Below are 13,308 nucleotides of genomic sequence, written 5' to 3'. Positions count from 1 at the left end.
AGGGTGCGTCAGCGCCACCCGGGGAGGACGGTCACCATGGGTGGCGTTGTCCTGCTCGGCGTCCTGAGTGGCTGTAGCGCCTCCCAGGCCGCGGTGGTCCCGGACGAGGCCGGGCCGAGCCGCACCCCGGTCCCCGCGACGACGGTCTGTGCCAAGGACGCCAAGGCGGTCGGGGTGCCCCAGGAGCTCCCGGCCCAGGCCGCCCTGCCGAACGGATACGTCGTGACGAACGTCGAGGCCCGGAGCGGGTCGCGGATCGTCGTGACCGCGGTGTCGCCCAGGGACTTCACTGCGACCCTCGCCGACATGCAGCGGACCTTCTCCGAAAGTGGCTGGACGATGTCCCAGGGGGAGGTCGAAGCCGGCGACGCCGAGTCGAACTTCAGCGGCAACGGGGTCAAGGGCCGATGGGCGATCCGGGCCATCGATCAGTGCAAGGGCAACACGACCGTGTCCCTCGTCACGGGCCCCTCCTGATCCGACCGTCCTGCACCGACCGTCTAGGCTGGCGGACGTGGCCTGGTTCACCCGCAAGGACAGCGGACCCCCGGAGCGTGCGTCGGTGGAGACCGCGGATGTCACTGCGTCCGAGGGCGCCGAGCCGCCGCTACGGCCGGTCATCAGGCGGTTGGGCGTCGAGGAGCAGCAACGGATCGCCCGGGGTCGCTCGGCGCTCGAGGCGGCCGGCGTCGACGTGGACGACCTCGCCGCGCTCGGAGCCGCCTTCGACGTGGCACTGACGCAGTGGCGGGATGCCTCGACAAGCGGTCGAGAAGGCCATGAGGCCATCGTCGAGCGGTTCGCCATCGGGATCGGCGAGCACCTGTCGCGGCACACCGACCTGTCCTGGGCGCTCGTCACGGACGCGTTCGGCACCGACCTGGCGCTCGCCGGAGGTCGTGACGAGTTCGTGGTCGTGCCGTCCAACCTCGTCGCGGCGCGCTGGCTGAACCAGGAGCGCGGCTGGATCCCCGGGGTCGTGGCACACCTCGTCCGGGTCCGGGCCGGCCGCTGAGCACCCGCCCCCTTCGCGCTTGGCGGTGACGCCGCGCCCTGCGGCACTCGGTTCACCCCACCGGGGAGAGGAGGCGCCGGCGGCACGGCATACAGTCCTCGTCGTGGGCACCTACGCGGAGCGCGACCGTGAGCGCTGGGTCCGGGAGGACCCCGCCCACAAGCGGGCCGACCGGGACGACTTCGCGCGCGACCGGGCCCGGCTGATCCACTCGGCGTCGCTTCGGCGCCTCTCCGCGAAGACCCAGGTCGTCCAGCCGGGGAGCGACGACTTCACCCGCAACCGGCTGACCCACTCGCTTGAGGTGGCCCAGATCGGGCGGGAGTTCGGCGCCGCCCTCGGCTGCAACGCCGACGTCGTCGACACCGCCTGCCTCGCCCACGACCTCGGGCACCCGCCCTACGGTCACAACGGGGAGGTCGCGCTCGACGCCATCGCCCGCGACATTGGGGGGTTCGAGGGCAACGCCCAGACGCTGCGGATCCTCACCCGCCTCGACGCCAAACGCTTCCATCCCGACGGGCGCCCGGCCGGTCTCAACCTCACCCGGGCCAGCCTCGACGCCTCGTCGAAGTATCCCTGGGTCCGTGGCGAGTCGCCCACTCCCACACGGAAGTTCGGCGTGTATGCCGCGGATCTGCCGGTCTTCGAGTGGTTCCGGCAGGGTGCGTCAGCGGGGGACCGGTGCCTCGAGGCGGAGGTGATGGACTGGTCCGACGACGTCGCCTACTCCGTCCACGACGTCGAGGACGCCATCGCCTCGTTCCGGATCGACCCCCGGGCGCTGCACACAGCCGGCGACATGACCGCGGTCTACGAGATCGCCCGTGAGAGCTACGCGCCCGACCTGGGCACCGACGTGCTCGAGGCCGCGCTCGAGCGGCTGCTGGCGACGGGGACGATCCCCACGGCATACGCAGGGACGCGGGCCGACCTGGCCGCGCTCAAGGACATGACGAGCCGGCTCGTCGGGCGCTTCGTCCTCGGCGTCGAGCAGGCGACCCGGGCCAGGCACGGCGCCGGGCCGTTGACGCGGTATGTCGCCAACCTCGTCGTCCCAGACGAGATCCGCGCGGAGTGCTCAGTGCTCAAGGCCGTCGCCGCGCACTTCGTGATGTTCGCCGACGAGCGGGTGGCCGTGATGGGCGGCCAGCGCGACATCGTCGACCACCTCGTCGGGTGCTACCTCGCGGACCCGGGCCGGCTCGACCCGGACCTGCAGGCCGACTTCGCGGACGCCTCGGACGACGCCGGGCGGCTGCGGGTCATCGTCGACCAGGTGGCGTCGCTGACCGACGGCCGGGCCACCACGTTGAGCCGGCTGTGGGAGTCCTGACGGCGGACCTCCGGCGACTTCCTTCGGTGGAGGTATATCCGAGCGCTAGACGGCTCGGATATACCTCCACCGGGAAAGCGGGGGATGGGGGATGCGGCGGGGCGAGCACCGTCGCGACGACCTAGACTCGCTGGCGGAGCGAGGAGGCATTCGTGGCGGGTCGGATCAGGGCGGATGACGTGACCGCCGTTAAGGAGCGGTCGTCCATCGAGGACGTCGTGCGTGAGCACGTGACCCTGCGCCGCTCCGGCAGCAGCCTCGTCGGCCTGTGCCCGTTCCACGACGAGAAGAGCCCGTCCTTCAACATCAACCCGGTCAACGGGTACTACCACTGCTACGGCTGCGGCGAGGGCGGCGACGTGATCTCGTTCGTCCAGAAGGTCGAGCACCTGAGCTTTGCCGAGAGCGTCGAGCGGCTCGCGCAAAAGCTCGGGTTCGAGCTCACTTACGAGGATGGCGGGTCGAGACCGCGCGAGGAGGGCCTGGGCAAGCGGTCCCGGCTGGTCGAGGCGCACCGCGTGGCGCAGGAGTTCTATGCGTCCCAGCTCATCGACACCTCGCTGCCCGCCGCTCGGGCCGGGCGCGACTTCATGCGCCAGCGCGGCTTCGACGGACACACCGCCAAGCTCTTCGGCGTCGGCTTCGCGCCGCGCGGCGGTGAGGAGCTGACCCGGCACCTGCGCGCCAAGGGGTTCACCGATGACGAGGTGGTCGCGGGAGGCCTGTCAGGGCGGGGGAGCCGAGGGCTCTACGACCGCTTCCGGGGCCGGCTCGTCTGGCCGATCCGCGACATCACCGGCGACTGCGTGGGGTTCGGGGCGCGCCGGCTCTTTGACGACGACCGGATCGAGGCGAAGTACCTCAACACCTCGGAGACGGTGATCTACAAGAAGTCGACCGTGCTCTACGGCCTGGACGCCGCGAAGAAGGCCATCAGCCGGGACCGGACCGCGGTCATCGTCGAGGGCTACACCGACGTCATGGCCTGCCACCTCGCCGGCGTCGAGACGGCGATCGCCACGTGTGGCACGTCCTTCGGGGTCGAGCACATCAAGACGCTGCGCCGGATCATGCGCGACGAGGCCGACCTCGCCCCCTCGAAAGTCATCTTCACCTTCGACGGCGACGCCGCCGGGCAGAAGGCCGCGATGCGGGCCTTCGGTGAGGACCAGCGCTGGGCCTCCCAGTCCTTCGTCGCCGTGGAGGCCTCCGGCAAGGACCCGTGCGAGCTGCGGCAGGCCGAGGGTGACCTCGCCGTCCGCGCGCTCGTCGAGGACGCCGTGCCGATGTTCGAGTTCGCCGTGAGGACGACGATCGGGCGTTTCGACCTCGACACCGGCGAGGGCCGGATCCAGGCGATGCGTGCCGCCGCCCCGATCGTCGCGACGATCCGCGACCAGTCGCTGCGGCCCGAGTATGCCCGGATGCTCGCGGGGTGGTTGGGCGTCGAGGTGGAGCAGGTGGGCGTCGAGGTCAGGCGCGCCGGCAAGGCGGGCGCCAGGACCGGTGCCGGGGACCCGCGAGGTGAGCACCGGCATACGGAGCCGTCGGAGTCCTCCCTCGAGCCGAGCGCGGCCGAGCTGGCCGACACGATGCCGCGTCCCGACCTGCGCGACCCCGTGGTCCTGCTCGAGCGCCAGATGCTCCAGGTCGTCCTGCAGTTCCCCGGGCTCGTCGACCCGGCCGACCTGGGCGCCCTCGACGGGACGGCGTTCAGCGCCCCGGCCCACCGGGCAGTATTCGACGGCATTGTGCTCGCCGGGGGCCTGCAGCCGGCCCTGTCCACGGCGGCGTGGGCGGACGCCGTGGTCGAGGCCGCTCCGAGCGCCGTCCGGCCGCTGATCTCCGAGCTGGCCGTCGGCGCACTGCCGGTGATGATGGACAAGACCACTGGGCAACCGAGCCGCCGCTATGTCACCTCGCTCTCGCTGCGACTGCGCGAGATGACATTGAAGCGCCGCATCTCCGACGCCCTCAGCCAGCTGCGACGTCTCGACACAGCGGGCACCCCGGACCCGGCTCGACAGCGCGAGCTTGGCGTGCAGCTGCAGGAGCTGCAACGGGCGCTCGTCGCGATGCAGGCTCTGGAGGAGGACTGATGCGCCTGTCACTCACGGGACTCCGGCGCGGCGACGGACTGCCCAGGCCGGTGGCGGACGCCGTCGTGCTGGGCCGCGGTGAGACCCTGCTCAACGGCGCGGCCGACCTCGACGGCACCGCCTGGCTCGTCGCGACGAACCACTCGCTCGCTCACGTGAGCCCCGAGGGCAACCTGGTCTGGCAGCGCCCCTGGCACGAGATCGACCACGGCTCGTGGACCCGCGAGAGCGACCTCCTGACCGTGACCTGGGTGGACCGGGGTCGGCCGGGACAGTGGCGGTTAGGAGACGAGCAGCTCTTCCTGCGGACCCTGCGTGAGCGGGTCCAGGCCAGCGTGGTCCTCTCGGAGGAGCTGCCGCTGAGCGGCCGACGGACGGGGAGAGCCGTCATCCGGCAGGACCTTGCCACCGGCCACCTCCTCGAGCAGGTCGTCCTTGGGCGAGGGGTGCGCGCCGACGAGGAGGTGGAGCAGGCCTCGGCGGTCGCGTTGGATTGGCTGCGCGAACAGGTCGGTATGCCGTCCCTCTCGCCACCCCCACCCTCGGTGCCCCCGTCCGCCTGACGCCGATCACACCAGGTGCCAGACGCAGTCCTGTGGCCCCGACGTCTTGCGGCAGCAACCGCGAATCTGGTGGCGATGACCCCACAGAGCGGGCGCCAGCCGCAAGACGTGGGGGTTCCGAGGGACGGGGCCGGACCGTTTTCACCCGGCGGCACAACCTTTGCTAGTGTTTCCCGCGCACCATTCCCCTGTAGCTCAATTGGCAGAGCAGCCGACTGTTAATCGGCAGGTTGTTGGTTCGAGTCCAACCGGGGGAGCCACACCAGCAGGCTGTGAGAGCGGCGTCATCGCCAGCGGCCCAGAACAAGGTCGACGCGCCCTGACGGGGGCAACCGCTCAGTGGCCGCGCAGGCTCTCCTCGTCCGCGTGGTGGCGGGCCTCGTCGACGGCGCCCGCGTCGACGAGTCCGACCGCGCCGGGACCGGCACCGCCGCGCCCGATGGTCGCCCGGCCCTTGGACCGCAGGCGGCTCTCGACCCGACCGGCGAGCGTCGTCAACGCGTAGTTGATGGCGATGAAGATCGCGGCGATCACGAGCATCGCCGGCACGATGTTGGACCAGTTGGACCCGATCCGCTGGTAGTTGTTGAGCAGCTCGGGATAGGTGATGATCTGGCCGAGCGCCGTGTCCTTGAGGACGACGACGAGCTGGCCGACGAGGGCCGGCAGCATGGCCGTGATCGCCTGCGGGAGCTCGATCGAGCGCAGCGTCTGCAAGGGTGTGAGCCCGATCGAGAGCCCGGCCTCGGACTGTCCCTTCGGGAGGCTGCCGACGCCCGCGCGCAGCAGCTCGGCGACGACGGAGCCGTTGTAGAGGGTCAGTCCGGTGATCACCGCAGCCAGCGGGTTGATCTCGCTCTGGAAGATGTTGTTGAAGGAGAAGAAGCTGAAGGCCGCGATCATCATGACCAGGACGGGGACGGAGCGGAAGAACTCGACGACGATGGTGGCGACCCACCGGATGGCTCTGGTGTGGGAGAGCCGTCCCATCCCGAAGATGACCCCGAAGATCCCGGCGAGGACGATCGAGATGGCCGCGGCCTTGAGGGTGTTGATGAGGCCGGGGATGAGGTAGTCCACCCACATCGAGCCGGTGAGGAACGGGGTCCACTTGTCTGCGGCCAGGTTGCCCTTCTCGCCCAGCTTGTAGAGGGCGAAGGCGAGGATCGCAGCCAGGACGAGACCGCCGACCACGGCGGTGATGCGGTGCCGCGCGCGGGCTTTCGGACCGGGGGCGTCGAAGAGGACCGTGGTGCTCATCGCTTCACCGCCAGCCGGTTGGAGAGGTAGGTCGTCAGCAGCCCCACGGGGAGCGTGAGGATGACGAAGCCGATCGCGACGACGAGGAAGATCGGCAGGATGAGGTCGGATCGCGCGTCCTGCATCTCCTTCATCAGGCCGCTGACCTCCGCGACACCGATCGCCGTGGCGACCGTCGTGTTCTTCGTCAGGGCGATGAGCGTGTTGCCGAGGGGGGTGATGGCGCCGCGGAACGCCTGCGGGAGCAGTACCCCGGTCAGGCTCTGCCCGAAGGTGAGACCGATCGAGCGGGCCGCCTCGGCCTGGCCCTGCGGCACGGTGTTGACCCCGCTGCGCAGCGCCTCGCACACGAAGGCCGCGTGGTAGACCGACAGGCCGATGATCGACCAGATGATGTTGTCGCGGGCGAAGTCCTCACTGAAGCTGAACCCCAGGTTGACGATGAGGACGATGTTGCAGGCGATGATGATGAGCGTCAGCGGCGTGTTGCGGACCGTGTTGACATAGAAGGCGCCGGCCTTCTGGAACAGGGCGACGGGGGAGACGCGCATGATCGCGATGATCGTCCCGAGGACCAGCGAGCCGATCGCCGCGAAGAACGTCAGGAGGATCGTCATCCCGAACGCGGCGAGGATGTTGTACTCGGCGAACAACTCACCCATGTGGTGGGTCCCTCCTCAGGTGTGCGGGCGCGTGACCGCCGCTCGGCAGTGGGTCAGTATGCAGTGGGTCGGCAAGCAGTGGTTCAGCGAGTGGAGGTATGCCGGGTGCCCGCGTGCGCACCCGGCATACCGGCCGTCGTTGGTCAGGCGCAGGCCGCAGCCTTGGGCGGGTTGCCCTCGCCCGGCTTGAAGTTCGCTGGCCCGAGGTTCTTGTCCACCGACTTCTGCCACTCGCCCGAGCTGACGAACTTCGCCAGGGCTGCGGTGACTTTGGTGCACATGTCCTTGTCGCCCTTCTTGAGGCCGACGCCGTAGTTCTCCGTCGAGAAGGTCTTGCCGACGACCTTGAGCTTGCCCTTGTTGGCGTCCTGCGCGGCGTAGCCGGCAAGGATCGTGTTGTCGGTCGTCAGGGCGTCGACGCTGCCCGCCTTCAGGGCGTCCACGCACAGCGTGTAGGTGCCGTACTCCTGGAGGTTGACGCCGGGGACGTCCTTCTTGATGTTGGCTGCCGACGTGGAGCCCTTGACCGAGCAGAGCTTCTTGCCGTTGAGGGCGTCCTTGCCCGTGATCGCCGTGTCGTCCGCGCGCACGAGGAGGTCCTGGCCGGCGATGAAGTACGGGCCCGCGAAGTCGACGTCGACCTTGCGCTTGTCGGTGATCGAGTAGGTCCCGACGATGTACTTGACCTGTCCGGACTTGATCAGCGTCTCGCGCTGGGCGGAGATCGCCTCGACGAACTGGGGCGTGTAGCCCAGCTCCTTGGCGATGTAGTTGGCGACGTCGACGTCGAAGCCGGTGTAGTCCGAGCCCTGCTTGAGGCCAAGACCCGGCTGGTCGAACTTGATGCCGACCTTCACCGTCTCGCCGGAGGCACTCGTCGCGCCGGCGCCGGCGCCGCCTCCCGAGGTGCCTCCCGGGGTGCCGCTGCCACAGGCGGCGAGGCCGACGGCCGTCACTGCTGCCACGGCGACCGCGCTGATTGGACCGAACTTCATGGTGATTCCTCCTGGTTGGGCGAGGGCGCCCGTCCGGCACCCCCGTGGAGCGGAAAGCTCAGTGGGTGAGGATCTTGCCGAGGAAGTCCTTGGCGCGATCCGACGTGGGGTTGGTGAAGAAGGTCTGCGGGGTCGCGGCCTCGACGATCTGACCGTCCGACATGAAGACGACCCGGTCGGCCGCCTTGCGGGCGAAGCCCATCTCGTGGGTCACGACGATCATGGTCATCCCGGACTTGGCCAGGCCGACCATGACGTCGAGGACCTCGTTGATCATCTCCGGGTCGAGCGCCGAGGTCGGCTCGTCGAACAGCATGACCTTGGGGTCCATCGCCAGGGAGCGGGCGATCGCGACGCGCTGCTGCTGGCCGCCGGAGAGCTGGGCGGGGTACTTCTCGGCCTGGTGGGCGATGCCGACCCGCTCGAGCAGCTCGGCGGCCCGTTTGTCGGCCTCGGCCTTACTCTGCTTGCGCACCTTGATCGGCCCGAGGGTGACGTTCTCGAGGATGGTCTTGTGCGCGAAGAGGTTGAAGCTCTGGAACACCATGCCGACGTCGGCGCGCAGCTGCGCGAGCGCCTTGCCCTCCTCGGGGAGCGGCTGGCCGTCGATGCTGATCGAGCCGGTCTCGAAGGTCTCCAGCCGGTTGATGGTGCGGCACAGCGTGGACTTGCCCGAGCCGGACGGGCCGAGGACGACGACGACCTCACCCTTGTTCACGGTGAGGTCAATGTCCTGCAGCACATGCAGGTCGCCGTAGTGCTTGTTGACACCCGTGATCTCGACCATCGGCTGGCTCTTGGCCGCCGTCGGCGACCCGTCGCGGGACCCGTCCTGGAGTGCGTGGCTCATGATGGCAACCTATCGGGCGGCACGGCCGAGTCCCAGCATTTACCCAGACGGTCACCGAATTGTGAGCACGGCAGCCGTATGCCGGGCGGCAGGTCTCGCGGTCCGCGCCACCCGCCGCAGGAGTTTCCCTACCTGATGCCTCAGCGCTGGACGAAGTCCTGCGTGACCCAGAAGACGCCCCGCGAGTCCTGCGCGACCGCGATGGTCACCTGGGTGTATCCCGCGTTGAGGATGTTTGCCGCGTGGCCGGTCGAGTTCATCCACATCGTGAAGATCTGGTCGGCCGGGACGTTGCCCATGGCGATGTTCTCGCCGACGGACCGCCAGCCCGGACAGGCGCCGGTGATGTTGGACATGGACTGGTGGACGAGCTGACCGTTGCGCGCCATGCTTGCTGACCAGGTGCTCGCGACGGCGCTGGCACAGGTGGCCGCAGCGAGAGCGGGCAGCCCCCGTTGCGCCCGGGCCTGGTTCGTCAGCTCCACGAGGCGAGCGGCATACACGGTGGTGTTCGAGGTCGGGGCAGGGGTGGGCCGGGGAGGGGTGTAGCGGACGGCGGACGCGCCGGCGACGACGCGCAGCTTCGGGACGGGCGCCGAGCTCGCGGCCGCAGACGTGCCCAGCAGCGGGCTGGCGGCCAGGACGATCCCGGCTGTCATGCTGATCGCCAGGGCGGCCGCGGCTCGGGTGAAGGCTCGTCGGGGCATTGGGGGTCCTTCGTCACGGGGCCGGGTGTGTCCTGCTTCGATGCTGGACGACGGGCGTCGGGCCGACAAGGGGCACGGGCCCGGTCTGGCCGAACGACGGGAGGTGGAGCCGAACGGTTGACCCGACCCCTGCCCGCTCAGGAACGGCCGGCGACGTCGACGAACTGATAACCGTGGGAGCGATACCACGCGATGATCGACGGAAGGGCAGCGACCGTGTTGCCCCGGAACGACGACACCTGCTGTTCAGGCTCGTGGGAGGCCTTGGCGGAGTGCATGAGCACGATGGGGTGGTCCGCGCCGGCGGCCGGGAGCGTCGTGGCGCGGGTGATGATCCGTTGCTGGAAGGCGGGATCGAGGCGAGGTGGTGACTGCCAGTCGGAGGTGTCGACCGACCACATGACGACGGACATGCCCTGGGCGGCGGCGGCCGCCAACACGTTGTCCTGGACTCCGCCCGGCGGCCTGAAGAAGCACTCCCCGGCGCCGGTCAGGCGCAGGGTCTGGGCGGCGGTCCGGCTGATCTGGTCGCTGAGGTAGGGGAGGGACCACCCTCCCCGGACGGCCTTGGGGTACTGGTGGTCCCAGGTGTGGTTGCCGATGAGGAACCCCATGGCCGAGACGTCGGTGACGGCCTGCGGGCTCTGCGCATCCTTGGCCCCGGTGTCGAAGAACGTCGCGGCCCGCACCGACTGCGCGCGCAGGACCTGGGCGATGGCGAGCATGTCGGCGCTGGCGCCGTCGTCGAAGGTCAGCGCCACCGTCCGGCCAGGGCCGGGGGCCTGGGTGATGACGGTGGGGCTCGGGGCGGGACAGGCGGAGGCCGGGGCCGGCGGGACCGGGGTCGTCGAGGGCGCGGTGCCGGGGGTGGGGCTCGACGGTGACGCTGTGCCGGTCGGCGAAGCTGTCGCGGTGGCGCCGGGGGTCGTCGTCCCGGTCGCGGTGGCGCCGGGGGTCGTCGTGCCGGTGGCGGTCGTGGTCCTCTCCCCGGTGGCGCTCACTGTTGGCGCGGCGGAGGCGGCCTGCGCCCCGGTGGGTGGTGGGTCGACCGAGGTGCAGGCACCGACGGTCATGACCAGCACACCCGCCGCGGCGACGAGGGCCACGCCGTTCCTCCTGCCGAGCCACGCGGTTCGGTCTCGCGGTGGCATCTTCACATCGACCTCGTCATCATGTCGGAACTGGCGTCCTGGTCCTGCGACGCGCCCTCTCGAGGATAGTGACCTCGGGCCGCGACGACCTCGCGACGCGGGCTTCTGCCAGTCAACCTCCGGGGCCCGTCACGTGGGAAGCCCGGGATAGCGTGGCGTCCATGATGCTGGCCGTTGCCATTCCGTCCGGTCTGCTCTCGGCCGCGGCCTATGGTGCGGCCACGGCGGTCCAGCACTCAGCGGTCCAGCACTCGGTGGTCCACACCGGGGCGCAACGCGCCGACGCCCGGGGTCTGCTGCGACTGGTGCGCGATCCGCGGTGGCTGCTCTCGGTCGCCGGGGACGGGGTCGGCTTCGCGCTGCAGCTGTTGGCGCTCCTGACCGGGCCGGTGGTGCTCGTCCAGCCGCTGCTCGTCCTTGCCGTTCCGGCCTCCCTGGTGGCGGGCCACGCACTCGGCGGGCCCAGACCGAGGCGAGGGGACTACCTCGCCTGCCTTGCCATCATCGGCGGGCTGGGCGTCTTCTACCTCATCCTCGGCGACCCCGGCGTCGGGCGCCCACCGGGCGCCCGACCCATCGCCCTGGCGACGATCTTCGTGCTCGTCGTCGGGGGAGGGGTCTGCGGGCTGGTGACCCGCGGCTCCCCGACGCTGCGTGCGGCGGCATACGGGGCGGTGGCGGGTGGGTGGTTCGGGCTGGTCGGTGTCCTGCTCGATGCGACGTCCTCGACCTGGGCAGCGGGGGGCGCCGAAGCCCTGCTGCACCCCGACGGGTGGGTGCCCCTGGCTGGCCTCGTGGTCACCGGGGCAGTGGCCGTCATCCTCACCCAGGTGTCGTTCCAGGTCGGACCGCTGCGGGCGAGCTATCCCGCCAACGAGTCCGCTGCGCCCGTCGTCGCCGTGGTGCTGGGCGCCGTCCTGCTGCGCGAGGCGGTGCCCGCCTCTGCGCCTGCCCTGCTGGCCTATCTGGGGTGCCTGGTCGCGATCGTGGCCGGGACCATCCGGTTGGCCACCGCCGGCGGGGGCGTCTCCCCTCAGGGGGCGATCTGAGCCGCGTGTCGTCGGACGGCCCGGACCGGGACTGTTACTGTCCGGGCTCCGCGAGAGAACGAGAAATGGTGAGTGACGTCGGGTCGTCGAGATCGGGTGGGCTGATGCCCCCGTCGGTGGTCATCGTGCCGGGGCTGGGGCTTGACGACCGCAGCTGGTCGAGGGTGCTGGAGCGCCTGACCGCACCCGCTGCGGTCGTCTCCCTACCCGCCCTGGGTCGACCGGCTCCTGCCGGAACGGACGTGCAGATCGGCCGGCAGGCGGCCCGGCTCCTCATCGAGCTCGCTCGCCTCGGAACCACGAACGTCGTCCTCGTCGGCCACTCGGCCGGATGCCCGGTCATCGTCGAGGCAGCGGCCCGATCAACCGTCGTGACCGGGCTGGTCATGCTCGGCCCCGTCACCGACCCCCGAGCGGCCACGTGGCCAAGGATGCTCCGACAGTGGGTGAGGACGGCTGTGCAGGAACGACTCTGGCAGATCCCCCTGCTCATTCCCCAGTACCGGGAGACGGGGTTCCCCACGATGCTTCGGGGGATGAACACGTTTCGTTGGTATCGCACCGACCATGCGGTGGCAAGGTTGGCGATCCCTGTCGCCGTGGTGAGGGGTGAGCAGGACGTGATCGCGGCGGCCGGGTGGTCCGCCCGCCTCGCCCACGCTGCGCGGACAGACCTGACCACCGTCGACGGGGCCGCGCACATGCTCCCGTTGACCCACCCCGAGGTGGTCGTCGAGGCGGTCAGGGACGTGATGACCCGCGCGGCGTTCGCGGCGTCCGGGGGAACGACGCCAGCGGCCGGGGAGTGACTGCGGGACGCTGAGCGAGCGCGGTCTCGTGGATGCCGCGAGATGACATCCGGCGAACTCGAAAGGGGATCTTCGCCGTGAATCTTGGTGCTTACTCAGCTTGGGGGCGAGAAGCCATCCATGCCGACAACCTCAGCTGTCGCGAGGCGAGACGCCATCTCGGCTCGTGGGCGGCTCACTCCGCGGGGGCTATGCCCAGGCGATGGTTCAGGCGTTCGGTCGGTTGTCCGGTGATCTCTGCGATGAGGTCGAAATCCTGGTCCAGGTGCAAGACGGTGAGGCCAGCCAGTTCGGCGGTGGCGGCGACGATGAGGTCGGGCACCGAGGGCGCTCGGTGTCGGCCGTGGTCGGCGAGCAGGTGCTGCACCTCCACGGCGCGGTCTTCGATCGCGGGCGTCTGGTATGCGACCGGCATCGACGCAAGCGGTGGGCGCTGGGTGGCGGCGCGCAGGTCGAGGCCGGATCTGGCCGAGTAGCCGACTTCAAGGCGGGTGACGGTGGCGATGCGGACCAGGCCCCGATTTATCCGCTCGGCCCAGGTGGCGGCGTCCGGGGTCCCGCCAAGCCGGGCCAGCGCGGAGGTGTCAACAAGCCAGTCGGTCACTCCCATGCGCCCTTCATGACTTCGGCATTCCCGAGGTCGACAAAGGTCTCAGCAAACAGGGTCAGGTCGGCGCACCTTAACTTTTCGCCGATCCGGTGCTGCTCGCGGACAGACCACCCTGCGGGCCACCACGTCCAGCCCGGCACCGTGGGAGGCCTCGGGTACAGCCCCTCCATCCGCATCGAGGGCTCGCCGACGGCGACAACGC

General features: G+C 70.1%; 15 protein-coding genes and 1 tRNA gene. 8 read left to right on the top strand and 8 right to left on the bottom strand.

The genetic code is table 11. From position 1 onward, the window contains the following. Positions 1-36 precede the first annotated feature (36 nt). The 6 genes from ACLL9L_RS02560 to ACLL9L_RS02535 all read left to right on the top strand — a co-directional run bounded on the left by ACLL9L_RS02560 (position 37) and on the right by ACLL9L_RS02535 (position 5,273). Complete coding sequence (locus ACLL9L_RS02560) at positions 37-477, top strand: hypothetical protein (protein ID WP_411283079.1); 441 nt, start codon at positions 37-39, stop codon at positions 475-477. 37 nt (positions 478-514) lie between these two features. Beyond that, complete coding sequence (locus ACLL9L_RS02555) at positions 515-1,015, top strand: DUF3806 domain-containing protein (RefSeq protein ID WP_411283078.1); 501 nt, start codon at positions 515-517, stop codon at positions 1,013-1,015. Between the two features lie 103 nt (positions 1,016-1,118). Continuing rightward, positions 1,119-2,351, top strand: coding sequence for a deoxyguanosinetriphosphate triphosphohydrolase (locus ACLL9L_RS02550; protein ID WP_411283077.1), 1,233 nt, complete (start codon positions 1,119-1,121; stop codon positions 2,349-2,351). A 152-nt stretch (positions 2,352-2,503) separates the two neighbouring features. Then, a complete protein-coding gene (dnaG, locus tag ACLL9L_RS02545; RefSeq protein ID WP_411283076.1) occupies positions 2,504-4,450 on the top strand; it encodes a DNA primase in 1,947 nt (648 codons plus the stop codon). After that, a complete protein-coding gene (locus ACLL9L_RS02540) occupies positions 4,450-5,013 on the top strand; it encodes a hypothetical protein (RefSeq protein ID WP_411283075.1) in 564 nt (187 codons plus the stop codon). The genes dnaG and ACLL9L_RS02540 overlap by 1 nt, the downstream gene beginning before the upstream one ends. A 184-nt stretch (positions 5,014-5,197) precedes the next feature. Continuing rightward, positions 5,198-5,273: transfer RNA gene (locus tag ACLL9L_RS02535), tRNA-Asn, on the top strand. 76 nt (positions 5,274-5,349) lie between these two features. On the opposite strand, the gene ACLL9L_RS02530 is transcribed toward ACLL9L_RS02535, so the two are convergent. The 6 genes from ACLL9L_RS02530 to ACLL9L_RS02505 all read right to left on the bottom strand — a co-directional run bounded on the left by ACLL9L_RS02530 (position 5,350) and on the right by ACLL9L_RS02505 (position 10,593). Continuing rightward, positions 5,350-6,273, bottom strand: a complete 924-nt coding sequence (locus ACLL9L_RS02530; protein WP_411283074.1) for an amino acid ABC transporter permease — start codon at positions 6,271-6,273, stop codon at positions 5,350-5,352. Beyond that, positions 6,270-6,935, bottom strand: coding sequence for an amino acid ABC transporter permease (locus ACLL9L_RS02525; RefSeq protein WP_411283073.1), 666 nt, complete (start codon positions 6,933-6,935; stop codon positions 6,270-6,272). Before ACLL9L_RS02525 ends, ACLL9L_RS02530 begins: the two co-directional genes overlap by 4 nt. Before the next feature lie 143 nt (positions 6,936-7,078). After that, positions 7,079-7,930: a glutamate ABC transporter substrate-binding protein gene (locus tag ACLL9L_RS02520; protein WP_411283072.1), complete on the bottom strand. Its 852-nt coding sequence runs from the start codon at positions 7,928-7,930 to the stop codon at positions 7,079-7,081. A 58-nt stretch (positions 7,931-7,988) separates the two neighbouring features. Continuing rightward, positions 7,989-8,717 carry an amino acid ABC transporter ATP-binding protein gene (locus tag ACLL9L_RS02515; protein WP_411283094.1) on the bottom strand — a complete coding sequence of 243 codons (729 nt, stop codon included), beginning with the start codon at positions 8,715-8,717 and terminating at the stop codon, positions 7,989-7,991. A gap of 203 nt (positions 8,718-8,920) precedes the next feature. Then, complete coding sequence (locus ACLL9L_RS02510) at positions 8,921-9,487, bottom strand: CAP domain-containing protein (protein ID WP_411283071.1); 567 nt, start codon at positions 9,485-9,487, stop codon at positions 8,921-8,923. Positions 9,488-9,624: 137 nt separating this feature from the next. Continuing rightward, positions 9,625-10,593: a polysaccharide deacetylase family protein gene (locus ACLL9L_RS02505; RefSeq protein ID WP_411283070.1), complete on the bottom strand. Its 969-nt coding sequence runs from the start codon at positions 10,591-10,593 to the stop codon at positions 9,625-9,627. 206 nt (positions 10,594-10,799) lie between these two features. Here ACLL9L_RS02505 and ACLL9L_RS02500 point away from each other — a divergent pair, with 206 nt between their 5' ends. Then, positions 10,800-11,687 carry a DMT family transporter gene (locus tag ACLL9L_RS02500; RefSeq protein WP_411283069.1) on the top strand — a complete coding sequence of 296 codons (888 nt, stop codon included), beginning with the start codon at positions 10,800-10,802 and terminating at the stop codon, positions 11,685-11,687. Between the two features lie 104 nt (positions 11,688-11,791). After that, positions 11,792-12,496 (top strand): alpha/beta fold hydrolase, encoded by a 705-nt coding sequence (locus tag ACLL9L_RS02495; protein WP_411283068.1) that lies wholly within the window; start codon positions 11,792-11,794, stop codon positions 12,494-12,496. 175 nt (positions 12,497-12,671) lie between these two features. Here the strand turns inward: ACLL9L_RS02495 and ACLL9L_RS02490 are convergent, their stop codons facing one another. Together ACLL9L_RS02490 and ACLL9L_RS02485 are read right to left on the bottom strand one after the other, a co-directional pair. Further along, positions 12,672-13,106, bottom strand: a complete 435-nt coding sequence (locus ACLL9L_RS02490; RefSeq protein ID WP_411283067.1) for a PIN domain nuclease — start codon at positions 13,104-13,106, stop codon at positions 12,672-12,674. Next, a partial coding sequence (locus ACLL9L_RS02485; RefSeq protein WP_411283066.1) for a hypothetical protein occupies positions 13,097-13,308 on the bottom strand: 212 nt, incomplete at its 5' end. The genes ACLL9L_RS02485 and ACLL9L_RS02490, both read right to left, overlap by 10 nt.

The organism is Lapillicoccus sp. (assembly GCF_046595215.1).
Lineage (GTDB): Bacteria > Actinomycetota > Actinomycetes > Actinomycetales > Dermatophilaceae > Lapillicoccus.
This window is presented reverse-complemented; position numbering and strand designations above follow the sequence as displayed.